General features: G+C 67.0%; 20 protein-coding genes and 1 pseudogene. 11 read left to right on the top strand and 10 right to left on the bottom strand.

The features are described 5' to 3' along the window. Positions 1 to 766 precede the first annotated feature (766 nt). Positions 767 to 1,888 (top strand): IS630 family transposase, encoded by a 1,122-nt coding sequence (locus ACIBK5_RS36450; protein ID WP_399026811.1) that lies wholly within the window; start codon positions 767 to 769, stop codon positions 1,886 to 1,888. 18 nt (positions 1,889 to 1,906) lie between these two features. On the opposite strand, the gene ACIBK5_RS36455 is transcribed toward ACIBK5_RS36450, so the two are convergent. Next, positions 1,907 to 2,590, bottom strand: a complete 684-nt coding sequence (locus ACIBK5_RS36455) for an alpha/beta fold hydrolase (RefSeq protein ID WP_399026581.1) — start codon at positions 2,588 to 2,590, stop codon at positions 1,907 to 1,909. Between the two features lie 348 nt (positions 2,591 to 2,938). Between ACIBK5_RS36455 and ACIBK5_RS36460 the strand changes: the two genes are divergently transcribed. The 8 genes from ACIBK5_RS36460 to ACIBK5_RS36495 all read left to right on the top strand — a co-directional run bounded on the left by ACIBK5_RS36460 (position 2,939) and on the right by ACIBK5_RS36495 (position 10,639). Continuing rightward, on the top strand, positions 2,939 to 3,697 hold the full coding sequence (locus ACIBK5_RS36460; RefSeq protein WP_399026583.1) for a tyrosine-type recombinase/integrase: 759 nt from the start codon (positions 2,939 to 2,941) through the stop codon (positions 3,695 to 3,697). Between the two features lie 564 nt (positions 3,698 to 4,261). Then, positions 4,262 to 6,211, top strand: a complete 1,950-nt coding sequence (locus ACIBK5_RS36465) for a tyrosine-type recombinase/integrase (RefSeq protein WP_399026585.1) — start codon at positions 4,262 to 4,264, stop codon at positions 6,209 to 6,211. Beyond that, on the top strand, positions 6,211 to 6,771 hold the full coding sequence (locus tag ACIBK5_RS36470; protein ID WP_399026587.1) for a DUF6262 family protein: 561 nt from the start codon (positions 6,211 to 6,213) through the stop codon (positions 6,769 to 6,771). Before ACIBK5_RS36465 ends, ACIBK5_RS36470 begins: the two co-directional genes overlap by 1 nt. Before the next feature lie 403 nt (positions 6,772 to 7,174). Beyond that, entirely contained in the window at positions 7,175 to 7,687 is a 513-nt protein-coding gene (locus ACIBK5_RS36475; RefSeq protein ID WP_399026812.1) for an AAA family ATPase, read from the top strand. Positions 7,688 to 8,026: 339 nt separating this feature from the next. Beyond that, positions 8,027 to 9,379 carry an MFS transporter gene (locus ACIBK5_RS36480; RefSeq protein ID WP_399026814.1) on the top strand — a complete coding sequence of 451 codons (1,353 nt, stop codon included), beginning with the start codon at positions 8,027 to 8,029 and terminating at the stop codon, positions 9,377 to 9,379. Positions 9,380 to 9,667: 288 nt separating this feature from the next. Beyond that, a complete protein-coding gene (locus ACIBK5_RS36485) occupies positions 9,668 to 10,003 on the top strand; it encodes a GNAT family N-acetyltransferase (protein ID WP_399026833.1) in 336 nt (111 codons plus the stop codon). Next, a complete protein-coding gene (locus tag ACIBK5_RS36490) occupies positions 9,949 to 10,209 on the top strand; it encodes a GNAT family N-acetyltransferase (protein ID WP_399026588.1) in 261 nt (86 codons plus the stop codon). The genes ACIBK5_RS36485 and ACIBK5_RS36490 overlap by 55 nt, the downstream gene beginning before the upstream one ends. Before the next feature lie 61 nt (positions 10,210 to 10,270). After that, entirely contained in the window at positions 10,271 to 10,639 is a 369-nt protein-coding gene (locus ACIBK5_RS36495) for a VOC family protein (protein WP_399026590.1), read from the top strand. A gap of 212 nt (positions 10,640 to 10,851) precedes the next feature. On the opposite strand, the pseudogene ACIBK5_RS36500 reads toward ACIBK5_RS36495, so the two are convergent. Then, positions 10,852 to 11,211: pseudogene (locus ACIBK5_RS36500) on the bottom strand (Ku protein); the annotation flags it as partial. Positions 11,212 to 11,906: 695 nt separating this feature from the next. Here ACIBK5_RS36500 and ACIBK5_RS36505 point away from each other — a divergent pair. Then, entirely contained in the window at positions 11,907 to 15,167 is a 3,261-nt protein-coding gene (locus tag ACIBK5_RS36505) for an RHS repeat-associated core domain-containing protein (RefSeq protein WP_399026592.1), read from the top strand. A gap of 548 nt (positions 15,168 to 15,715) precedes the next feature. On the opposite strand, the gene ACIBK5_RS36510 is transcribed toward ACIBK5_RS36505, so the two are convergent. Beyond that, positions 15,716 to 16,000 (bottom strand): hypothetical protein, encoded by a 285-nt coding sequence (locus ACIBK5_RS36510; protein WP_399026594.1) that lies wholly within the window; start codon positions 15,998 to 16,000, stop codon positions 15,716 to 15,718. A gap of 141 nt (positions 16,001 to 16,141) precedes the next feature. Here ACIBK5_RS36510 and ACIBK5_RS36515 point away from each other — a divergent pair, with 141 nt between their 5' ends. Next, positions 16,142 to 16,771 (top strand): class I SAM-dependent methyltransferase, encoded by a 630-nt coding sequence (locus tag ACIBK5_RS36515; RefSeq protein ID WP_380978759.1) that lies wholly within the window; start codon positions 16,142 to 16,144, stop codon positions 16,769 to 16,771. A gap of 58 nt (positions 16,772 to 16,829) precedes the next feature. Here ACIBK5_RS36515 and ACIBK5_RS36520 read toward each other — a convergent pair whose 3' ends face one another. From ACIBK5_RS36520 to ACIBK5_RS36550, 7 genes are read right to left on the bottom strand one after another with little or no spacing between them, the layout of a single operon-like run. Further along, a complete protein-coding gene (locus ACIBK5_RS36520) occupies positions 16,830 to 17,342 on the bottom strand; it encodes an integrase (protein WP_399026596.1) in 513 nt (170 codons plus the stop codon). Beyond that, complete coding sequence (locus tag ACIBK5_RS36525; RefSeq protein ID WP_399026598.1) at positions 17,335 to 17,913, bottom strand: hypothetical protein; 579 nt, start codon at positions 17,911 to 17,913, stop codon at positions 17,335 to 17,337. Before ACIBK5_RS36525 ends, ACIBK5_RS36520 begins: the two co-directional genes overlap by 8 nt. Next, positions 17,910 to 18,593 (bottom strand): hypothetical protein, encoded by a 684-nt coding sequence (locus ACIBK5_RS36530; RefSeq protein ID WP_399026599.1) that lies wholly within the window; start codon positions 18,591 to 18,593, stop codon positions 17,910 to 17,912. The genes ACIBK5_RS36525 and ACIBK5_RS36530 overlap by 4 nt, the downstream gene beginning before the upstream one ends. Continuing rightward, on the bottom strand, positions 18,590 to 21,007 hold the full coding sequence (locus ACIBK5_RS36535) for a site-specific integrase (RefSeq protein WP_399026601.1): 2,418 nt from the start codon (positions 21,005 to 21,007) through the stop codon (positions 18,590 to 18,592). Before ACIBK5_RS36535 ends, ACIBK5_RS36530 begins: the two co-directional genes overlap by 4 nt. Next, a complete protein-coding gene (locus ACIBK5_RS36540) occupies positions 21,004 to 21,351 on the bottom strand; it encodes a helix-turn-helix domain-containing protein (protein WP_399026603.1) in 348 nt (115 codons plus the stop codon). The genes ACIBK5_RS36535 and ACIBK5_RS36540 overlap by 4 nt, the downstream gene beginning before the upstream one ends. 14 nt (positions 21,352 to 21,365) lie before the next feature. Next, entirely contained in the window at positions 21,366 to 21,890 is a 525-nt protein-coding gene (locus ACIBK5_RS36545; RefSeq protein ID WP_399026816.1) for a tyrosine-type recombinase/integrase, read from the bottom strand. Then, complete coding sequence (locus ACIBK5_RS36550) at positions 21,878 to 22,471, bottom strand: helix-turn-helix domain-containing protein (RefSeq protein ID WP_399026818.1); 594 nt, start codon at positions 22,469 to 22,471, stop codon at positions 21,878 to 21,880. Before ACIBK5_RS36550 ends, ACIBK5_RS36545 begins: the two co-directional genes overlap by 13 nt. Positions 22,472 to 22,508: the final 37 nt, after the last annotated feature.

Consider the following 22,508-nt stretch of genomic DNA (forward strand, 5'->3'; position numbering starts at 1 on the left):
CTACGAACGCAAGCCCGAACACTTCCTCGCCTTCACCGCCATCGCAGCGACCCTCATATGTCACCGCCGACTCACCAACTGAAATGACGTCTAAGGAGCTCCATCCCACCGATGACCTCGCTGAAAGAGCGAGTCCGCCGGAGTCCGAGGGCGGAGCGAGGGCCTCCGCCGGTCCGCCCGCTGCCCACGCGCAGGTCTCTGGGGTCGGTGACGCCAGCAGCGCACCGGACCGTGCCGCGTCACCGTGCTGGATCTCGGACGGTTCACGTTCGGCGCTGTCAGGGTGGTAGCGGCACTGATCGGGCTGATCCCCGGCGTTCGGCCAGGTGTGCGACCAGCCCGCGTCGGTGCCCTGCGTAGCAGCAGAGTGGTGCGTTACAGCGATCGTGGACGCGCTGCGCCACCGCGCTCCGACCCGCCACATCTCGCCGTTCCGACCGAGGCAAGGCAACCCGGGCCGACGGGGGCGGACACGCCACGTCGTCGCACAACGGCATGGCGAGGCCGTGCGTCAAGCCGCATGGGAATTTCCGCCGACGGGCAGGACTCATCACCAAGCGTGACAGCCTGAGGTGCGCGGGGGCGGCGGGCTGGTTTCTTGGAGGGACGTCCGACGCCATCGTGCAGGCTGTCGACAAGGTCTGGGGCCGCTTCGACCGGTCAGAGGCGTCCTGCGGCCCTAATGCTGTGACCAGCAAGGTTCACGGGGTTGGTGGTCGCATGGGTTGGATATGGCGTGGCATCCGATCCGACTGCTGGAGGTGTGGTGGCTGAGCCTGTCCGTGTGCGCAGGTTGACCGACGAGGAAGGGCAGAAGCTGCAACAGATCGTGCGCCGGGGCAGCACCAGTTCGGTGCGGTATCGGCGCGCGATGATGCTGCTGGCTTCGGCTGGCGGCAACCGGGTGCCTGTGATCGCAAAGCTGGTGCATGCCGATGAGGACACCGTTCGCGACGTGATCCATCGGTTCAACCAGATCGGCCTGGCCTGCCTGGCCCCTCGGTGGGCGGGAGGCCGTCCCCGCCTGCTCAACCCTGACGACGAGGACTTCGTCGTGGCGACGGCCACCACCCGCCCGACCAAGCTCGGTCAGCCCTTCACCCGCTGGTCCATCCGCAAACTCGCCGCCTACCTGCGGAAAGTGCACGGCCGCGTCATCCGGATCGGCCGTGAGGCATTACGGTGCCTACTCACCCGCCACGGCATCACCTTCCAGCGGACCAAAACGTGGAAGGAATCGCCCGACCCCGAGCGCGACGCCAAGGTGGACCGCATCGAAGAGGTGCTGGAGCGTTTCCCGGACCGGGTGTTCGCGTTCGACGAGTTCGGGCCGCTCGGGATCCGACCCACCGCCGGGTCATGCTGGGCCGAGCAGGGCAGGCCCGAGCGGCATCCCGCGACCTATCACCGCACCCACGGGGTGCGCTACTTCCACGGCTGCTACTCGGTCGGCGACGACACCCTCTGGGGCGCCAACCGCCGCAGGAAGGGCGCCGCGAACACCCTGGCCGCGCTGAAGTCGATCCGGGCCGCCCGGCCCGACGGCGCCCCGATCTACGTGATCCTGGACAACCTGTCCGCCCACAAAGGCGCCGACATCCGTCGCTGGGCGAAGAAGAGCAAGGTCAACCTGTGTTTCACCCCGACCTACGCGTCCTGGGCCAACCCGATCGAAGCCCACTTCGGACCGCTGCGGCAGTTCACCGTCGCCAACTCCAACCACCGCAACCACACCGCGCAGACCCGTGCCCTGCACGCCTACTTGCACTGGCGGAACGCCAACGCCCGACATCCCGGTGTTCTCGCGGCCCAGCGCAAGGAACGTGCCCGCATCCGCAGCGAGAAGGGCATCCGCTGGGGCGGCCGGCCGATGTCAGCGGTGGCCTGACCGCCCAACCCGGCACCGCTAGGAGTTGGCGGCCTCCGCCAGGACGCGGGCGAGTTCGCGGGGGCGGGTGGCCATGGGCCAGTGACCCGAGTCGAGGTCCATATACTCAAGGTGGGTAGCGCGAGCGAGTTCAGGACTCTCACCGGCGGCGATCCACTCCTTAGCCTGAGCCGGGGTGAACTCGGGGCAGACAACCACCACGGGGACGTCGAAGCGGCGCTCGTTGGTCAGGCGTACGACTCCCCTGGCGACCGCCTCAGGGACAGCAACCGCGGCGGACGCGACGCGGTCGCGGGTCTGCTGGTCCAGGTCGGCGGCGTCCGCGCCCTCGAAGGGATCCCAGCCCGGGAAGGGCATAGCACCGGCCTCGATCGCGAAGTGATCGGCGTAGGCTCGCCCGTCGGCGGCGGGGAAGCCGCCGATCAGGGCGACCTTGGCCACCTTCTCCGGTCGCGCGTCGGCGGTCAGCCAGGCCAGGGTCGATGCTGCGGAGTGACCTACCACCAGCGGCTTTCCGGGCGCGGCGTCAACCGCGGCAAGCACTGCTTCCAGCTGGTCGTCAAGCGTGGCGGAGGCGGCGCCGTCGCCTTGGCCCGGGAGGGTGAGCGGCACGGGATGGTGGCCGAGCGCGATGAGTTCCGGCACGACGTCGTCCCAGGCGGATCCGTCAAGCCACAAGCCAGCGATGAGCAGGATGTCCACGGTGGTTCTCCCGAAGAGGAGTTGGATCTGGTTGCCGGCACGCTATCGGGAGGCTCTGACACCGGGCTCTGGTCAGAGCCCGGTCCGTGAAGACGGCTCGCCCAACCCAACCCGGCGAACCTACGCGGTCACAGCACTAGCTGGATACCCCGCGCTGCCCGCGAACTGCTCACCACCGAACCCGAGCAGCTTGCCGCGATTCTGCGTCACCACCTGGCCGAGGAACCCCCGATCTCCCTCGGCGTCATCAACGGGCCGGCCGGACCGCTCTACAACGTCTCCTCGGGGGTGCTCATCGCACCCACCTCTTTCGGATCCTGGGCCTGCCCTGGATGATCGCGAAGCTCTATGCCCGCATCCCACCCCGCCGCTTTGTCGCGGCCGAAGTACTTGCGGTTCGTGCCGCAGGGGTTCGAGACGGGTGAGAACGGTCAGTTCCGGCATGTTCGAGCCCGCACGCTCAAGTTCAAAGTCGACGATCCCGGCATCGAGCGCTTCACGCCGGAGCAGGTCGACCTCATGATCCGCCTGGCCCGGCACGCCCGGGACAAGTTCTTGATCGTGCTGATGCGGGCGACCGGGATGCGCATCGGCGAGACCCTTGGACTGCGCCGGGAGAATCTCCATCTACTGTCCGATTCACGGTCGTTGGGCTGCCACTCCAAGGGGCCGCACGTCCACGTCAGGCGGCGTCCGGACAACGTCAACAACGCACTGGCCAAGTCGGTTAAGTCGAGGGTCGTTCCGGTCGGTGAGGACGTGACGCTCGCCTACCGCGATTACCAGTGGGAGCGGGCGGAAGTGCCCGCGGCCGATGAGTGCGACATGGTCTTCGTGAACCTGTTCCGGGCTCCGCTGGGCCGGCCGATGAGTTATCCGAACGCCAAGCAGCTCTTCGATCGGATCGCGAAGTGGGCGGAGATCGTTGCCCGTCCGCACATGCTGCGGCACACGGCGGCGACCGAGTGGATCGCCGCGGGGGTTCCGCAGGACGTGGTCCAGACCCTGTTGGGACACGCTTCTCCGGCGTCGCTCGCTCCTTATCTGCACGCCAGCGACACCCGCAAGCGCGAGGCGGTCGAGCGCGTCGCACGGGAGGTCCGGTGACCATGCAACGGCCGGAAGCACAGGTCATCTCGCTGCCGCCGGCGGCTCGTGGTGATCGAGACGGCTGGCTTCGATGGCTCACAGACAACGTCCGCCAGGGTTGGCGTCCGGGCGAGTGGGACCAACAGGCTTGGCTGTTCACCGCCGACCCGGACAGTTCTCGCAATACGATCTGGAAGTGCCTGGTCGCTGCCTGCCCGCGGGGCACGAATGCGCGTCGTCAGGGGCTTTGTGATGGCTGCAGGAAGGCTTTCAAGACCGGCAACCATGCATGCGCGAGCCGCGAGGAGTTCATCGCCACGTTCGTCCCCGACCGCAGGATCAGGGGCGTCGACCCGGTCGACTGCATGGCCGAGCGGGACGGGGTCCGCTGCGGCAGAGTGCAGCAGACGCACGGGCTCTGCCTGAGCCACTACACGCTCTGGTTCCGGTCCACGGATCTTCCGATCTCTGAGTGGGCCGTGTCTGGTCTCACCCGCCCGTTTCCGGTCCCGGCTGCCTGCACGGTGCTCCGTTGCCCGAACAAGTCGCTTCACGAAGCGATCCCGGTCTGTCACCTATCACGTGCGGCGATGGGAGGCCGAGTTCCCGTCCCGCAGCCGTGAGGAGGCCGCGGCGATCCGCAGCTGGGCCACCACCCAGTCCCCGGTCCTGGACACCTACAAGTTCTCGCTCATCTCCTTGAGTCCGGTGCTGCGGCTGGAGTTTCTGCTCGGCCTGCAGCGGCGGGACGACCTCGGATGCAAGATCGAGCCGCGGCAGGTTCGGCGGGTGGTCCGCGAGCTGGCGATGCGTCCGGAGGCCACCTTGGCCAGAGAGGCCTGGCTCGAAGAGCGTTTCCCCAGCGCCCCCAACGCCCGGGCGATGGCACGGGAGGTGACCTGGGCGGTTCAGCACGCCTACGCACGGTTCAACGGCCGCGATCCCTGGGCCGATACGCGTCTGGACCTGCGCGAGGCCGGGCTGAAATCCACCTCCCGCACCGGCCGGCGACGCAAGGCCGGGGTCGTCGACCTGTCCTGCATCTCGCAGCTGTGGTTACGGCGCCTGCTGCGCGAGCGCGTCCAGGCCGAGCGGCCCAACAGCGCCCAGTTCGGAGCCTGGTTCAGGACCGTCGAGCTGGCCTCGGCCGCGCTCAACCGGCTGCCCGGAGGCGGCCACGAACTGTCCGGTCTCGGTTTCACGCATGTCCAGGCCGTCTATGACGAGATCCGCTCCGCACGCAGGCAGGACGGGCGGATCTATGGCTGGAATCAACGCCTCTGCTTCCTGGGGCACTTCTTCGCCCTGGTGGAGTTCGGGCGCCTCGCCGAACTCCTGGAAGGGCTGCCCGGCACCTTCGCCCGGCATCCGTCCCACCGCATCGCGGCTGAGGACGACAACGAGGACGAGCTCGGCAAGGCCGTACCCGAATACGTCATCCGCCAACTCGATGCCCACCTGAACGCGCTCGCCGTCGGCCTCACCTATGGCGATCTGCACCCCGACGAGATCCAGATGATGTTCCACACCCTCTACGTGATCATGAGGGACTCCGGCCGACGTCCTCTGGAGATCATCTCCCTGCCCCGCAACTGCCTGGAACGGGACGGAGAAGAGGTGTCGTTGATCTGGAACAACCACAAGGGCCAGCGCATGAAGCGCCGCCTGCCGATCACCGCACAGACCACCGAGACGATCGCCCGCTGGCAGCGGACGCGGGACCACATCGCCGCCCCGGCCACCAGCGACGAGTACCTGTTTCCCGCGATCACGGACCGCAGCGGCTGGGACCACATGGCCAGCAGCACCTTCAACGGCGCCCTGCGCACTTGGGTGGACTCGCTGCCTGCCATCAACAGCGACGCCCTCGACGCCGACGGCAAGGTCATCCCGTTCGACCGCTCGTTGATCTTCCCCTACGCGTTTCGTCACGCCTTCGCTCAACGACACGCCGACGCGGGCACCCCGGTCGATGTCCTGCGCGACTTGATGGACCACGAGGACATCTCGACGACCATGGGCTACTACCGCGTCACGCTGGAGCGGAAGCGGGCCGCGGTCAAACTCCTCAGCCAGCAGGTCATCGACCGAAACGGGACGGCCCGGCCCTGCTCCTCACAGACCTACGAACACCGCTCGATCGCGGTCCCGTTCGGCGGCTGCACCGAGCCCTCGAACGTCAAAGCCGGTGGTCACGCCTGCCCGATCCGCTTCCAATGCGCCGGCTGCGGCTTCTATCGCCCCGACCCGTCCTACCTGCCCGCCATCGAAGATCACGCCAACAGCCTGCGGGCCGACCGCGAACGAGCCCGGGCCATGGACGCCGCGGACTTCGTCATCGACAACCTCACCTCCGAGATCACCGCCTACGAGGAGATCGCGGAAAAGATGCAGGACCAGCTCGCCGCCCTGCCCGCCGATGAACGCGCAGAACTGGAGGACGCCGCGGTCATGCTGCGTCGGCTCCGGGCCGGCGGCGACCGCGTCCTGCTGCCAGTCACCGTGATCAACCGCCAGGAAGGGAACCCGTGATGAGCGCCCGCACGCCCGCGGAGGTCCTCGCGGCCTCACGCCGCCGAACCAGCGTCACGAAACGCCAGCGGGTCTTCGGCACCCTTCAGTACATGCTCGACGAGGGCGAACAGATCACGTTCAGAGAGCTCGCCCGCCGGGCCCGGGTCTCCACCTGGCTGGTCTATGCCGACGGGGTCCGCGGACACGTTCAGGCCGCCATCGACAAGCAGGACACAGGTCCCGTCCGCGCCCGTTCCAACGGAGAGCTCGCCTCCTCGGCCAGCCTCAAGGCCGACCTGGCCATGGCCCACGAAGAAATCAGAGCCCTCCGGGACAAGTGCGAGCGCCTGCAGTCCGGCATGCGGCACAACCTCGGCCAGCAGCTCGACCAGATCACTCAACGCCCCTTGGCGGAGCGGATCACCGAGCTCACCGATGCCAATCGGAAGCTGGAAGCAGAACTCGCCGAGCTGCGGCCGCTGAAGAAGAAGGCCCGCGCCCTGGAGGCCGACTTGGCGGCCGCCCGCACGAGCCTGCGGCAGATGATCCGCGACACCAACCAGGGCGACAAGGCATAAGTGCCTGTTTGCGATGTCGGCTGATCCATCGTGGCAGCGAGTACCGGTTCTTCGCGATTCATCGCATGAAACGGTCCGCCGACGCTGTCGGCTATGGTGAAGGCATGTGTTGCTGCGCTGCCATGACCACCCGTACCGCTGCTTAGCGGCGGTACCCGCGGTTGCCCATGACCGCGGCCTCGTTGCTGACCCCGGGCCGGGGCCAGTGCCACGACGCACCGCCGGATCAGTGTCCTGCCGGCAGCCACTCGCTTGTTTCTGTGCTGCCGGGCCATCCTGCCTGATCAGGGAAGTCATGTCTCAGTCGCAGCGCTTCGGTTCACAGAACGAAACCCCATCCCCTTGCCCACATGAAGCCAGCCCCATCGTCGCGCAGGATCCGCCTGTTGCCACCTTGCTCCTGATGGTCGGGCTCCCCGGAGCCGGGAAATCCACCCGGGCCAAAGAGCTCGCCGCAACGCACCGGGCACTGCGGCTGACCCCAGACCACTGGATGATCCCGCTGTTCGGCGATTCGATGGCCTACGGAAAGCGCTGGGTGCTCGAAGGGCGGCTCATCTCGGTGGCCCTCCAGGCGCTGCGGCTGGGGACCAGCGTCGTGCTCGACTACGGGCTCTGGGGCCGCGATGAACGGTCGGCACTGCGCTGGCTGGCACGCTCGGCAGGGGCAGCATGTCAGGTGGTCTACGTGCCCGTGGACAAGGACTTCCAGCTCGCCCGCATCGCGCACCGCCAGGCGACGACACCGCATCAGACGTTTCCCATGAGCGAGACCGACGTAGACCAATGGCGGGAGCAGTTCCAGGTGCCTGACGTCGCCGAACTCGCCGGGGGCGAGATCCCCAGCCCGCCGGCGGGCTGGCCGGGTTGGCCGGAGTGGGCGGAAGACCACTGGCCCTCGTGCACCGACAGCTAAGACGTCGCGCGGATAGGTGCTCGGCGATGACGAGCTCCCCGTGTCCTGCGAACCCAGGCGAACGGATTCACGAGTGCCCCCTCCCTGGTAGCGTTCACGGCATGTCTGCTGCTTCGTGTGCGGCCGCTTGTGCCGCAGTGACCAGGACGTCCCGCTAGCGGCGGGGCGTTCGACTCACACTCTTCCTGGGCGTCCAGCCGCTTCGTGATCAGACCGGAGCGGCACGTTCGTGCTGCTCGGAGCTTTCTCTGAGCAACGGAGCACCTGATGCTTTCAGGCATCGTTTCTTCACGCGGGCACAGCCCGTCCCCTGCACGCGCATGGCTGGTGCTGTGCGCGATGTCCATGCTGCAGTTCTTCATCGCGGTCGACGTGACCGTGGTCAACATCGCCCTGCCCTCGATCGGCGCCGACTTCGACGTCGACGGGCACACTCTGACCTGGGTCGTGGTCGGTTACACGGTCACCGGTGGCGGGATGCTGATGCTCGGTGGCCGGCTGGGCGACCTGCTCGGGCGGCGGCGCGTGCTGCTGCTCGGCACCGGCCTGTTCGGCGCCGCGTCCCTGCTGGCTAGCCTGGCACCCACTTTTGCCTTGCTGGTGGTCGCGCGCCTGCTGCAGGGCGCCGGTGAGGCCATCGCGCTGCCTGCCGCGATGGCCACCATCGTCTTGATGTTCCCCGAAGGCCCGCGCCGGTCGCGGGCCCTGAGCGTGTGGGCCGCGGTGGCCAGTTGCGGTCTCGTGCTCGGATTCGTCCTGTCCGGAATCATCACCGCCCACCTGGGGTGGCAGTGGATCTTCCTGATCTCGGTCCCGTTCATCCTGATTGTGCTGCTGGCAGCCGTCTTCCTGGTCGAGGGCGGCCGGCCGGTGACCAAGGATGCCCCGCCGCTGGACCTTCCCGGCGCGCTGTTGCTGACCGCTTGCCCGCTGCTGTTCACCTTCGGCGTGGTCCAGGCTGGTGAACCCGGAACGCCCGCATGGATGGTCCCGGGGGCGCTGGCCGGGGCGGTGGCCGCCGGGGCCGGGTTCGTGCGCATCGAGGCACGCTCGCGTAACCTGCTGCTGCCGCTGCACTTTTTTGCCAACCGCACGCGTGTGGCGGCCAACCTGACCACGATGCTGCTGAGCGGGGCGTTGTCGACCTCGTTCCTGCTGTTCACCTTCTATCTGCAGGACCGGCTGGGCATCGGCCCGCTCGGTGCGGGCCTAACGATGCTGCCACTGGCTGTCTCGCTGATCGCATTCTCGATCTTCGTGCCTCGTCTGCTGGGCCGCTGGGGAGCACGTGCGTGTGTCCTTGCCGGCATCGGGTTCACCGCGGCCGCGATGGCCGCGATCGCGCTTAGTTCGGTTCTGCAGGCAGGCGGGCTGGCGATGATCCCGGCCATGATTCTGATCGCGGCCGGGATGGGGTTCGGCATCGTGGGGCTGCAGTACGTCGCAGTCAGCGGTGTCACCGAGGACGACGCCGGGATCGCCTCGGGCGTCCAGCGCGCGGCCGACCAGTTGGGCGGTGCGTCCGGGGTAGCAGTCTGTGTCGGGATCGGGTTCGCTCCGACCCTGCACTCCCTCGATCCTTTCCTGGTCGCTACCCTGCTGGCCGCCGTGGGGCTCGTGACCGGTGCGGTCGTGGCCTGGCGTATGCCAGCGCCTGCTCCCGCAGAGGACCTGCACGGACACGCTGGATAACCTTCGCCCTGCCGGGGTGTGCCGCCCTGACTGCCAAAGCGGCACACCCCGGCGGGACTTGCTGGTCAACGTCTTCCACAGCCGAGCGAAGGTCACGTGCCCGTCCTGCCCTCATCCATCAGAAGACTCACCCTCATGGCCTTCGTCTCGATCGGTGCACCTTGGTCGGAGCACATGATCAGACGAAGGCCGTGCTCACGTACTGGGAACTCCCGCACGGCGATCATGTTCGAGGCACCGTTCGAGGCCATCTGCACTGAGCCATCCCCGAGGCAGAATGAGGTCGCTATGGACATGCATACCTTCCAGCTCGCCGCTCACGACCTGGTCCTTCGCCAATGGACGAGTGACGATCTCGATGTCATGCAAGAGCTGTTCGACGACCCCGATGTCGCCTATCGGACGCCCTTGGAGTCGCCGTTCGACCAGGCCGCCGCGCTGCGATACCTGCACAACGTGCATCAAGCCCGACGCGGGAACGAGCGGATCCACCTGGCATCACCACCGACGGGCAACGGGCCCTGGGAGAAGTCCTGCTCAACCAGGTCACCGGCAGCATCGGCTACATCGTGGGCGCCGCCCACCGGGGACAGCGGCTGGCAGTGCGCGCTGTCCAGGCCGTGACCGCGTACGCGCACGCTAGTGCTGCCCTGCCGCGGGTGATCCTGGAGATCGAACCCGACAACCACCCCAGCATCGCGGTCGCGCGATCCGCCGGCTTCCGCCCCGCTGACTCAGCATCCGAGACCGTCACCGACAAGGGCCGGACCTACGAACTATTCACCTGGGAACATCACCCGATGGCCATCCGAGGTTTAAAGACAAGCTAACGAGGCCGGGTGCTGCAGAAAATGGATCGTCAAGGCGGACCAGGGCTCCTACCGTTCCGCCATGCAGATCGTCGTGACGCTGGATTGTGTCGACACCGAAGCGCAAGCGAACTTCTGGCTCGCAGCGCTCGCCCCGCTGGACTACCGGCGCGGATTCCACGGACCCCCTTACCTGAGCCTGGTGGGGCGGACTCCAGCACCAACTCTCCTCCTGCAGCACGTCCCAGAACCCAAGCAGGGGAAGAACCGCATGCACCTTGACCTGGACTTCGGGACCGTAGACCTGGCCTCCGAGGCCAACCGTCTCGAACGACTCGGCGCCGAGCGGCTCTCTGAAGAAATGAGCGAACACGGCTTTCGCTGGATTGTCCTTGCCGACCCGGAGGGCAACGAGTTCTGCGTCTTCAATCCCCCGCGCTCACGCCCGTGACCTTGCCTCCCTCGCCAGCATGACAAGCACAGAGCTTCGGTACCGACCGCAACCGCACCTCACAGATCAACGCTGTGGCCCCGCCTTCGGCGGGGCCACTGCCACAACCAATCCGCCTCGACGCAGAGTTGACGCTCCAGGTTGACCTTCCACACGTCACGTCCCTCACCACACGACACCCTGCTGACCAGCAAGTATCAGAGCGAGATCTAGATAAGCCCGCTGGGTGCCAGGTAGTAGCCCTCGCCGATCTTCAGGGGGTCGACGGAGTCCAGCGGCACGAACGCGACGATCTCGATCGCCTTGGCGGTCGGCAGCGGCAGGTCCCGCAGCTCTTCCTCGCTGATCGGGATGATCTGGTCCTTGGTGAGCTGGTAGCCCTTGCCGATCTCGCTCTGGTCGATCTCCCGGTCTTCGGTCTCGCAGTACTTGCGCACCCGCACCCGGCTCATGTCCTCCAGGTGGTACTGGTGGAATTTGATCGAGTGGTCCTCGGTCGCGCTGGCTACGGAGATCGGCACGGTGACCTTCTCTGAACTAAGTTGGCGCCCCGAACTGCCCACAGTCGTCATTTGTGTGTCCGGCGCGGCGCTTTGGGCGGGGGAGCGCAGGTGGAACGCCTCCTCGGTGGCGGCGCTGATCTGCTCCGGGCTGTGCGGCGTCGTACGGCCTTCTCGGTAGGGCCCGCGGCCCAGAGGGCGGGGTCGCATTGAGCCGATCCGATTTCGCCCGGAACGGTCCGCTCCGCCACCCCCTTCACAGGGGCCTCACAGGATGACGCAGGTCTGTGCTCTTTCCGGTTCGCCAGCCGGTTCTTCCGCTTAGCCCTTCGATTTCGGCCACGCGTTCGACTGGCGGTGTACGGGCAGCGGCGGCTGTGCCTACGGTGGCAGCCGCGCTGAACGGTCCAGACCAACGGCATGTGGCGTCCCACGACACTGGGTGACGTTCTGCCAGGCCACGAGCCGCGGATCGGCTGGACGACGAGCGCACCGCACCGGGATTCGACCCACCCGGTGCGGTCCAGTACGGCACGGAGAGCAGCGTCACGGCACTAGGCCCGCACCCTCCGCTGTCATCCCGAGGGCGCCGGCCTCCCCCTTTTAGGCCCGCGCTGCTCTCCGTGCCTCCATAGGGGCAAACACGAGGGGAAACTGTGTACTTAAGAATCAACGGTACGTCCCGTAAACGTGCCCGCACCCGGGCAAGGCGTGGCGCCGTCGCGGCCTCGGTCACCCTGGCTCTGGCAGCGGGGGTAGTCCCCGCGATGGCGGCCGAACCGGGGCCGGGCAAGCCGTCCTCGGTGTGGGGCAAGGACGGTGCGAAGGCCGAGATGCCGCCGGTGAAGGTCGGCACGACGGAGGCCCCAAAGTCCATTCGGGCGAAGGCGCCCACGGCAGAGTTTGCCCGATGGCTGGCCGCGCAGAGGGAACGCGCGCATGCCGCGACCGGTGACCCGCAGCGCGCCGGGGGTGCGCTTGCGGCAGTGGTACCCAAGGGGCAGGGGCAGGTGCCCTGGCACCTGATCTCGGATGTCCGGGTGACGGACTCCCTGGTGGCGCGCGTCAACTACTCCACCGGCAATCTCATGCTGGCGGCGACCGACTTCCAGATCGCCGGCGTCAGCCAGTCACTGCAGCTGTCACGGACGTACAACTCGATGGACGCCCCCTGGGGGAAGGTCTCGCAGCGCTGGTGGCAGGGGTATGAGCGCTACCTGCAGATCGAGAGCGACAAAGTGGTGCTCTACGACGCCACCGGCGGCTCGGTCTCCTTCGCCAAGAAGGCCGACGGCACCTTCACCACCCCCGAGGGCTACCGCCTGGACCTGAAGAAGACCTCCAGCGGCGAGTACACGCTCACCCAGCGCGCATCGGGCATGAAGGACACCTACAGCGCGGTCGGCACTCTGGTGAAGGTGAGCGACCGCAACGGCGGGCACGTGCTCGTGGACCAGCATGACGAGGGCGGCGAGCACAAGGGGTTCAAGCTCACCGAGTCCCGCTCCGGCCGCTGGATCGACCTGGTCAAGACCGACGCCTCGCAGTGGCAGGCCAAGGACAACTCCGGCCGCACCGCGGTCTACGACCTCAACCCTGCCGGTGACCTTGCCAAGACCACCGACACAGAGGGCAAGGCCACTGCCTTCGGCTATGACTCGAACCGCCGCCTGACGAAGATCACCACGCCTGAAGGGCGGGTGACCGTCTTCACCTACGACAGTCACAACCGGGTGACGTCCATGAAGCGGGCCACCACTTTCGACGGCTCGGGGGAGACCGGCCCGACCTACCTCTACGACTACTCGTCAAGCACCCCGAACACCGCGGGCACCACGACGGTCACCGACCCCGTTGGCGACACCACGACGTACAAGTACGCGGCCGACGGTGAGATCACCAAGGTCACCGATGCCTTGGGGCGCTCCCGCGACCGTACCTATGACGCGAACCGGAACGTTGCAACCGCGGTCGATGCCATGGGAGTCGGGGGCGCACCGGGCAACGTGACGACCTACGGGTGGGATGCACGCTCGAACCCGACGACAGCGAAGCTGCCGACCGGCGCTACTTCCTCACTGTCCGCCTACCAGACCGTCGCCGGCGCGGACGTGCCCGGGAAGCTCGACACGGCGGACGGCGTCTCGGTCAGTTACAGCTACGACTCGGCGGGCAATACCACCAAGGAGACGGTCTCCGGCCCCGAGGGCGGCACCCGCTCCTTCACGTACAACCCCGCCACCCCCACCTGCGGCGGCTTCGAGGGCCAGCGCTGCGAGGTGAAGGACGCCAACCAGAACGCGACGAGGTTCTCCTACGACGCCAAGGGCAACCTGTCCAAGGTCACCCCGCCCAAGCCGCTCGGCGAGACCAAGTACACGTACGACAGCCTGGGTCGCACCGAGACCGTCACCGACGGCCGTGGCCTCAAGACGGTCTACGTCTACGACAACCGCGACCGGATCACCAAGGTCTCCAGCACCAACGCGACCGTGACCTACGCCTACGACGCGGACGGCAACCTCAAGCAGCGCTCGGATGCGACCGGCATCACCAAGTACGACTTCGACCCGCTCAGCCGGGAAACGGTCCGCACCCTGCAGGACGGCTCCCAGACCGTGCTCACCTACACGGCCGACGGCAACGTCGAAACGTACAAGGACCCCTCGGGCACCGTCCGCTACACCTACAGCAAGACCAACCGGCTGGAGTCGCTGACCGATCCGTTCGGCCAGAAGACCGGCTACGAGTACAACGCCAACGACGCCCGCACCAAGATCAGTTATCCGGGTGGGACGGTTCAGTCGATCAGCCTGGACAAGGCCAACCGGGCCACGGCTATCAAGGCGACATCGCCCAAGGGCACCCTGATGGATCTCGCCTACACCTACACGTACACCAGTGGCACCACCACCAAGGACGGCACGAAGATCCGCACGCGCACCGACGCGGCGACCGGCCTCAAGCGCACCTACGACTACGACTCAGCCGGGCGCCTGACCTTCACGAAGGAGACCAAGGGCACCACGGTCAACAGCAGCTGGCTTTACTGCTACGACAAGGCGGGCAACCTCACCTCACAGGGCACCGCGGCCGGCTGCCCCGGCGGCTCCACCTACTCCTACAACGCCGCCAGCCAGATCACTGGCAAGAACGGCTCCTCGACCAACTGGTCTTACGACCAGGACGGCAACGAGACCGCAGCCGCCCCGACCCCCGAGACAACCCGTACCGGCGGCCAGTGGAGCGACTTCTCCCAGCAGACGTCGATCACTCACGGCGGCACCACGTACAAGGGCCGCTACGCCAGTACGGACAACTCCGAGCGCACCCAGTTCGGCGGCACCGCCTTCCACCACGGCCCGCTCGGCCTGGCCTCCCAGACCGCCGGCGGCGTGGACACGAACTTCACCCGCGAAGCAGGAGGCACCCTCAACTCGTTCCGCACCAAGGACAAGACGTACTACTACCTCGCGGACTCCCTCGGCACCATCGAAGCCGTGGTGAACGCCGACGGCGAGAAGGTCAACACCTACACCTACAGCCCGCGCGGCGTCACCACCGCCAACGAGAAGGTCTCCCAGCCCTACCGCTTCGCGAGCGGCTACCAGGACCCGACCGGGCTCTACCACTACCAGGCCCGCTTCTACGACCCGAACCTCGGCCGCTTCACCCAGCCCGACCCGTCCGGACTCGAAGCCAACCCGTACCTCTACGCCTCCGGCGACCCCACCAACATCATCGACCCCACTGGACTGTTCGGATGGCCGGACATTGGGGAGGGCCTCGGAGCGTTCGTCGGAGGCGTCATCGGTGTGGCAGCCGTCGCCGCCGTGTGCTCCACGGGCGTTGGGTGCATCGTCGCCGGAGCAGTCGTGGTCGGCGTCAGTTCTGGATCCGGCGCGGCCATCGGATCCGCTCTGCTCGGTGGAAACAACGAGGACCGGTCCGATGCCTTCATGAACGGAACTATGTGGGGAGCGCTCGGCTCTAGTCCAGCTGGAGCCTGGCTCGGACGCTTCCTGTGAGATAAGAGGCACATAGACGAGGGCCTGCGAGCGTACTCCGCCTCGCAGGCCCTCAGTAGCACGAGAGGAAGGCCTCTATGAGGAAAAACTGGCCCAGCCTGCGCCGCCGTTGGCGTGGCGCATTGGTAACGAGCATCTTCGGATGCATCGTGGCAGGACCGCCGGAGCTTCTCGACTCCGGTATCGGGTGGAGCGTTCTGCTGTCCGCGCTAATCGGCGGTGTCGCAGGAGGCGTTGTCGGCTTTACGTTTCCCTCGCTCCTGGCCCGCCGTGAGAAACAACGCCCCCTTCCGCCGCCGCCACATCCTCCAGTCCCGCCCCCTCCTCCATAGGCGGCGGGCAGTGTCGTATCACCCAGTTTTTACTGACGCTTCCGCTTGTCGTACGTCGGGCGGCGAGGCCCAGCAGACGTAGGGCCGCGCCTGCGCGCCCTTGGCGGACAGCGCATGCTGCGGGGTCAACACCTGCTGCACCTCGGCTGAGACATCTCAGGACACGGCCGTGAGCGTCACCGAGGCCAAGACGGCCTCGGGGTGCGGCTACCGGGACTAGCAACGGCCTCGCCTTTCTGCCCCGTCACCCGGACCGCCGAGGTGAGTGCCGTCCCGGCCGGCAATGTCCCGGAAGGTCGGGATACCGAGATCCACGGTGGTGCTCCGGCGAGCCAGTTCGGCATCCAGCTGAGCGATCTTGTCCTGGGCGCCGGAAAGGCTGACCTCAAGTCCTTCCAGCTCGCCGAGCCAGCCTTCGCGTTCGGCCTCGGTGATGCGGGCTACCAGGTTGTCGCGGATCTCGACGAGTCGGCCGCGCTGGTCGGGCTCGGGGCGGAGCATCGAGCAGCGGACGCAGGCTTCTCTGAACCAACGAGAGTGTGCCCTGTGATCAGGTGACGGGACCATCAGTCCTGAAGGGGAGGTCCGGTGTGGGGCAGCCGGAGAACGGGTGCGAACGGCGCGGGTGTTAGTTTCCTTCCCGTGTTAAAACACCAGGATGAGACCAGGGCGGCCTACGACGGGGTCGTCGAGCTGTATGCGTCGATGTTCGCTAATCGGTTGGAGACGCAGCCGTTCGCGCGGAACATGATCGGTACCTTCGCCGAGCTCGTGAGTGGCACGGGGAACCTGCGGGCAGCCGACGTCGGGTGCGGACCCGGGCATCTGACAGCCATGCTGCACGACTTGGGGCTGGACTCCTTCGGACTCGACCTCTCCCCGGCTATGGTCGCCCACGCCCGGCGGGCCCATCCGACGCTGCGGTTCGACGAAGCGCGAATGGAGGCCCTGCCGATCGAGGACGGCGCGCTCGGCGGAGTGCTGGCCCACTACTCGATGATCCATACCCCACCTGGAGAATTGCCCGCGCTGCTCGCCGAACAGGTGCGTGTCCTGACGCCAGGGGGCCTGCTCCTGGTGTCCTTCTTCGGGACCGAGGGACCGGAGCCGGTCCGCTTCGACCACAAGGTGGCGCCCGCCTATAGCTGGCCGGCGGAGCAGTTTGCCGAGTTGCTGACCGGGGCCGGACTCGTCACGGTTGCTCGGTTGCTCCACGACCCAGCGTCCGAGCGGGGCTTCCTCGACACCCATTTGCTGGCCCGCCGCCCGTAGAGCGTGGCCCGTGGCCTGGGTCGGGGTGGTGTAGATCATCCGCGTGGATGAGGCTCGGCTAACTTGAAGGTCCTCTTGCCGTACTGATTCGTGTCGCGATCTGGCTGAAGCGGGGCATGCCGAGATCAATCGCTTGGCGTTGACGGACTTGCTTTGCATCGAGCTGGGCGAGCTTCTCCTCTGCGCTGGCGAGGCTGACTTGGAGTCCTTCGATCTCACCGAGCCATCCCTCCTGTTCAGCTTCGGTGATTCGGGCGATCAAGTTGTCGCGGATCTCGGCAAGCCGTGCCCGTTGGGCCGGGTCAGGTCGGAGGAGCGAGCATCTGACACAAGCGTGCTCATGGATGCAGGGCGATCCGAAGGCGCGTGCACAGGTGCCGATGGACACCTTCCGCTTCTCGAAGTGGGCGAGGAAGGCGTCCCACTCCTCCTCCGTCGGGATCCGGTACTCCTCGCCGGGGCGGGAGGCCCGCCGACGGGCGATGAACGCCCGGTGCGCCTCGATCGTCTCGGCAGGGTAGACCGCTAATGGTGGAGTCGGGTATTGGAACTGTCCGAATGCCTCAGCCATTGCGGACCCATGAGGTGAACTCGTCGGCGACGCCTGGTGGGTTGGCGGCCTCGGTCTGCCGGGCGATCGCCTCGTAGTACTCCAGCTCGTGAACGATCACCGGCACGGTTCGGCCGACAGATCTTTCGATGACGCCGGTCGTATGGAGGGTTCGGGCGAGCTGGCAGCAGGTCTGGTTGAAGTGGGACTCGATCTGCGCGGCGAGTGGCCCGATGACTGCATCCCAGTCGGCGAGGTCGGTCGGCTCCTCGTACCAAAATCCAAGTTCGGTGATCCACTCCTGGCGGGCGACGGCGCCGCCGGGGTCGCTGGTCAGGTCGCCGACCACAGTCAGCTCGTTCTGGATCCAGAAGGCGTAGTTCCAGCGGGCTTCTGCTTGGTCAGAGGCGTCCTGGATGCTGCGTCGAGCCTGAGCTTCAGTGTTGTAGCCGACCGTCAGGGTCGGCTGACGGGGGTCGTCGTCCTCGTTGTCGATGAGGAAGGAGAAGGCGTAGATGTCGCCGGCATCGGCGGCCGGGATGGATGCGAGGGCCCTTTCAACGAGGTGCTGAAGGTGATCGTTGAACGTCATGGTCGGCGGGGTCCTGTCGCTTTGGGCCGTGAGTCCCACTGGTCGCAGTACTCGATGTGGATCTCGCGCGCGTCGCCGAGAATGCCGTCGTTGGAGTGGAGTTCGGTGCAGAAGTGCGGATAGCTCGGATGGACGGGGACGTATCCGGGGCCGTTCCGGGCGACGTCGAGGAAGTGCCGGGCGGTGTCCCTGAACACCTTCGCGCTGCCGGTCATGAACAGAGTCTCGGCGTGGAGATGCTGGTGAAACAGGTCCCGGTTCTCCCGGTAGTGCCGTGCCTCGTGATCAATCACGGCTTCGCCGGTGCGTCCTGGGCCGGGCAGCGTCACTGTCTGTGGACGCCCAGGACTGAGTCGCCCGCGCACTTCCTTCCAGCGTGAGGGCGCGAACTGGAGCGAGTGGTGCAGCAGCACGAGATCAAGCTGTCGCGTGCCCTCTTCTGGCAGCTCGCGGGAGGGGCCACGGTTCCCACGCATCGGCAGGTGGACCAGTGAGCGCGGTGAAGAGGCGGCAAGCGTCCATAGCCCGCCGATTCGCTGCGCGGCATCCTGATCGAGGTAGGCGTCCAGGTGCCGATCATGGTCGATGAGCACTGCGTGGACCAGAGGTCGGGCTGGCCGGATGACCTTGAACTCCACGGACCCGAGCCGTGCTTGGTGGATGGTGATCGGTAGCTTCATTGGTTCTCCGGGACACGACGGCTGACATCGGCGGCGTAGGCGGCCCAGTCCCCAGCGGATGCCTTCTGCCATTGGACAGCGACTTGGATGTGGATGCCGAGCATCCGGGCGAGGATGGCGGCGGGCAGCTCGGCGGCGAGAGTGAACAGGGCTGTTGAGCGGTCCTGTTGGGGCCGAATGCCGATCTTGTGCAGCCGCAGACCGACCTGACTGTCGCTGAGTGGACGCCCTGGTTGTCCGCCGGGGAAGAGCCAAGGGACGTCGTCCGGAGTGCCGATCTCGGCCTTGCCGCGTCGGGTCGCGACGAGCTCGCGGACCAAGGCACCAAGCGGCATCGGAAGGATGACGGGCGAAGCTCCGAAGGTGATCGCGACGGTCTCGCCAGTGAAGTCGACGTCCTCGACGGTGAGTTGACTGATGGTGGAGATCTTCTGCGCGTAAAGGGTCAGCAGCAGCCCAGCGACTCGGTCGGCGGTGGGCAGCGTGTCCTCGTTGAGGAGGCGTCGTGCGTCCGCCCAGCGTTTCTCGCTGTCGATGGTGCCCTGTGGGCCGGTCCAGCGGACGGCGCCGCAGGTGAGGCCGTGGGCATGGCGATGCTGTACGGACCAGCGGACGAAGTGGCCGGTCTCGTCGCGGTAGCGGAAGGCGGCATCGGTCATCCAGCGTTCCAGGTCGGCCTGTGTGCAGACGCCCAGGGTGAGACCTTCGCCGGCGAGCCAGGTGAGGAAGTTGTCGGCGGCGCTGACGTGGCAGCGCACGTTCATGTCCTGGAGTTGGCTGGTGTGCTGGTCGCCGAGGCGGCGGCGGAGACGGCGCAGGTGGTGCCAGACTGCGTAACCGTGCAGGATCCGGCGTTCGGCGAGGTCTGTGCGAGCCTGGACGGTTGTGGTGATCCATTTCTCCAGGGCGACGAGTCGTTCGTCGCGCGGCGGTAGGACGCCTGTCGCGACGAGGACGCTGCGAAGGTGAGCCAGCACCTTTCCCGGCGGGACGTCGTCGAGGCTGTCGTGGGTGACGGGATGCTCGTCGCGGCCTATGCGTTCCAGCAGGTCACGGACCTGCGATCGGGAAATCCAAGCCAGGGCGGTGTCCGGCCGCTCGGCGCTCGTCAGTGCTTCGTGGAACGGCGCAAGCTCGGGGGCGATGGCCTCCTCGGCGCTGGCGCCGAGGAGGCGGCGGAGCTGCTGGTCGAGGACGCATCGCTGGCAGGGGTGGGAGCCGAGCTGCCAGGTGGTCGCGCAGGTGGGGCACCGGCCCCAGAAATCGGGGTCGGGGTTGGCGCACTTCGCGCACAACGGTTCCTCCCAGGTTCCGCCGCGGACTTGGGCAACCGTGCCGCAGCTGCAGCAGGTAGCCCAGCGCTGCTGGCAGCGGTCGCACCAGGGCTGCCCGGTGGCCCGGGAGATCTCGCAACGAGCGGTGCGGCCGCAGAGCCCGCATTCCCTGACCGTCTTCGGCACGCAACTCGGGCAGCGGACGCCGTCGTCGAGCCGGACTGCAACAGGCTGACGGCGCCCGCAGCCGACGCAGACCTCCAGGTTGGCCGGGTCGCGGATCAGGCAGGTGGGACACAGCGGCTGACCGGCAGCATCCCGGGTGGCAGGTTCACGGACCGCACCGCAACGGGTGCAGGGGACGGCCGCGTGTCGAGCGAAGCAGGCCCGGCAGACCCGCTTCCCGTCCAGGAGCTTCGACAGCGCCTTCACCCCGTGACAGCGCGCGCAGGCTGGGCTGACCACGGTGGTGGCGCCGCTGGCGACGAGTTCACCGATGAATCGCAGCACTGCCGGAGTGGGGGCCTCGTGGCCGATGCTGGTCAGCAGTTCGGGGCGGGCGATCACCGCCCAAGCCAGTCGACGCTGTCCGGCCAGCCGCTTCGTGGATCGTTCTAGAGCCGTCCGGATCGTGTCCGCATCGAGTGCGGGGTCGATGCCGATGATCAGGCGGGTGAGTTCCTTGAGCGGATCGCCGTCGGTGTCGGGGCACTTCGCGCACCGGGGCTGTCTGTGCCGGTCTCGGCTGACGACTCGTCGCTGCTGGTGGCAGCCCGCGCAGACTGCGGACTTATCAAAACAAGGTGAGCATCCCCATCGGCCACCCGAGCGGCTGCCGACGTAGGGGCGGGGGCGCCCATACTCCCCGCAGTGGGGCAGGGCGGTGTCCTGGGCGCCAGCCTCGCGCAGGGCCATCAGCAGCTTGGCGACGCGGAACGGCGCCGGTGGCCTGCCAGTCCGCAACAGCGCGGGGTTGTCGTGCAGGGCCTGGGCGAGGTTGCGGCGGCCGGCTCGTGTGCGTACGAGTGTGCAGACGATGTCGCGGATACGGGCCGTATCCAGGTGCGTTTCGACGTTGCTGACCAGCCGCACCACCAGGCCGACCGGGTCCGTCAGGACTTCGTCGGCCAGTTCGGTCACCGGTCGACTCCAGTGATCCGGGCCCGCCGAGGCCGCAGATCACCGACCCCCTCGGAGACCGCGGTCCCGCCCGCGGCGGCCTTCTTCGGCTTCGCCGCGGCACCGGCCCCGCTGACGGGCTCGATGAGGTCATCCATGGTGCAGTCCAGGATGTCCAGCAGGGCCATGAGGATCTTCAGGCTGAGTCGCTCCGGTCGCTCGACGACGAGCCGATAGACCTGGCTCGTGGACAACGTGATGCCGCGTTCCTTCAACGGCGGGAGGAGGTCGGTGGTGGAGAACATCCCGCGATCCGCCATCACCTTGCGCAGGTGCCAGTGGTAGTCGAGCTTGGCGGCCATCATCGAGTCCTTCCTCGTCAGACGCCGGCGAACGCCGGGGCCAGGGCCTTGCTCAGGGCAGTGTTCATGAAGTCGTCGCTGACGTGCGTGTGGATGGCCGTGGAGCTGTCACAGTCGTGGCCGACTTGCTGCTGGATAAATCGACGGTCGATCCCGTCCTCGGTCAGATGCGTGACGTACGAATGCCTGATTGAGTGCGGAACTAGATCTTTTGAGAGTTTTAAGGCATCTCGGTATGCCTCGAACCGGTCATTGATGGAGCCATGCGTACGGAGTCGGGTCCGAAGGCCGTGCCGTAGTACACCTGCTCGTGTACCCGGTCGGCCAAAAGCCGGGCCTCGTCCAAATGGACCAGCGCCGCCTCCTTGTTGCGCGCGCGGCCGGCGATGACAGCTGCTCGCATGTGGAGCGCCCCCCGTGCTGCGGCTTGGTCTTCGCTGTCCGGGGGAGGGGCCGAGTCCAGGGCCTGCTCCAATGCACGGAGCCCGGTCGCATAACGGTGAGAGGCGAAGAACGTCTCGGTGCGTACCTAGGCAACCGATGCCGTTAGCAGGGGATCGTCGGCTTCAGGGACAGCCCACCGCATGAGTTCGACGAGGCGGGCAGACAGGTCGTGGGCCCCGAACTTGAAGGCGACGGCGTCCGCAGAGCGGTATGCCCTGATCAGAAGCTCGGCCATCGCAGACCGTTCCCTGAGGGCAAGATGGAAGGCCCGCGAGAGTTCCATGAGTAACTCGGGAACCTCGCGGGCGATGCGTGTGTACTGAGCTGCCGGTCGACAGCGAGCAACCTCGTCGACAGCTGAGTGCAGCTCCCGGGTGGGACGAACTGGACCGTCGTCGGGAAGGTCGTATGCCGCAATGGCCGCCGAGAGCGCCGGAAGCGCATCGTGGACCCGTGTGTGGGCCGAGCTACGGTCGCTGCGTAGACGAACGGGGTCGATGCCGAGGGCATCCGCGATGGCGTCGAGCGTGGCGTCGCTGACGCCACGCTCGATCTTCCGGATGGCGCCCAACGCGACGCAGGCTGCATCAGCCAGCTGCTGCTGTGTCATCTTCGGACGTATGACGCTGCGGTAGTAAGCGATCCGTGCGCCGACTCCGCCCTGGCTACGCATGGGCATACCGACTCCACTTCCCGTATCCCTTGCGAACCGTACC

It is taken from the genome of Streptomyces sp. NPDC050546 (genome assembly GCF_044457425.1).
Lineage (GTDB): Bacteria > Actinomycetota > Actinomycetes > Streptomycetales > Streptomycetaceae > Streptomyces.